The 1,164-nt window shown below is 64.5% G+C and carries 2 protein-coding genes; both read left to right on the plus strand.

Translation table 11 applies throughout. From position 1 onward, the window contains the following. Nucleotides 1–235 precede the first annotated feature (235 nt). The gene (locus tag G4Z14_RS18705) at nucleotides 236–610 is read left to right on the plus strand and encodes a transposase (protein WP_164628478.1); all 375 of its coding nucleotides are present in this window, start codon (nucleotides 236–238) and stop codon (nucleotides 608–610) included. After that, nucleotides 607–1,164 (plus strand): IS66 family insertion sequence element accessory protein TnpB (gene tnpB / locus G4Z14_RS19295; protein ID WP_164628480.1); only part of this gene is annotated, 558 nt, incomplete at its 3' end. The genes G4Z14_RS18705 and tnpB, both read left to right, overlap by 4 nt.

The following is a 1,164-nucleotide window of genomic DNA, read 5'->3' on the forward strand; positions in this document are numbered from 1 at the left end:
GGACCTCGCAGGATGAACAACCCACACCAGAATGCTCGTCTGACCTTGCACAGTCGAGAGCAGATCGTCGCCCGTGTGATGGGCGGGCAGAAGGCCTCTGACGTCGCGGCCGCCTTTGCGGTGTCTGGTAAGCGCCGTCCTGGCCCCACCTTCCTGCTGAATCCGTAAGCTGCGATGCGCCCTCGTGTGGAGATTTGCACGGGAGGCGTCAGTGGGAGTCCATCGGGAGCGCAGTATGGAGGCCGTCGGGTTTGTGGAGCTTCTTGCGGCTCCGGCGGTCAAGCGGCGATGGTCTGACGAGGCGAAGGGTCGGATGGTGGCAGAGACGCTGGTGCCGGGCGTCACGGTGAACGAGGTGGCGCGTCGGCATGGATTGAAGGCCAACCACTTGTCGTCTTGGCGGACGCTGGCCCGGAAGGGCAAACTTGTTGTGCCCGAGGTTGTGGGGGCAGAGTTTGCGGCACCCGTTGCGTCGCCGATTGTGGTCCCGACAGTGGCAACGATGGCGTCGATTGATCTGATCATCGGGCCGGTGACGGTGCGGCTGGATAGTGCCACACCAGCAGCGCGGGTTGCGGAACTGGCTGTGGCGCTGCGGGCCTGCTCATGATCTTCCCGTCGAACCGGGTGCGGATCATGGTGGCGACGAAGCCTATCGACTTCAGGAAGGGACACGACAGTCTGGCCGCGATGGTGAAGAACGAGCTGCGCAAGGACCCGTTCACCGGAACGGTCTTCGTGTTCCGGGCGAGGAAGGCGGATCGTCTGAAGCTGCTCTACTGGGACGGCACCGGTCTGGTGATGGCCTACAAGCGGCTGGAGGAGCACAGCTTCACCTGGCCCGCCGTGAAGGATGGGCTGATGCTGATGAACCATGCCCAGTTCGAGGCGCTGTTTGCAGGGCTCGATTGGCGGCGGGTTCCCATGCGTAGCTGTCCGCCACCATCACCGCCATCGTCAAAGGCCACCGGCAGAGGCAGATCGACGATCTGCTCCCGTGGAATTACGCCGTCACGGTGTGATCGGGACACCGCTTACGGTGTCTGTCCGCACGGTTCGCAAATGGCTTGCCCGGTTCCGCGCGGGCGGAGGCGCGGCACTTTCCAATCGCGCAAGCGCCCCCGCCCGCGTTGCGGGGCGGCTGACCATGGCGACAGTGGCGCT

This window comes from Tabrizicola oligotrophica (genome assembly GCF_011008935.1).
GTDB lineage: Bacteria > Pseudomonadota > Alphaproteobacteria > Rhodobacterales > Rhodobacteraceae > Tabrizicola_A > Tabrizicola_A oligotrophica.

Excerpts from the sequence above, each read along its gene's own strand:
- G4Z14_RS18705 (WP_164628478.1), top strand. The coding sequence starts at position 236 with ATGGAGGCCGTCGGGTTTGTGGAGCTTCTTGCGGCTCCGGCGGTCAAG.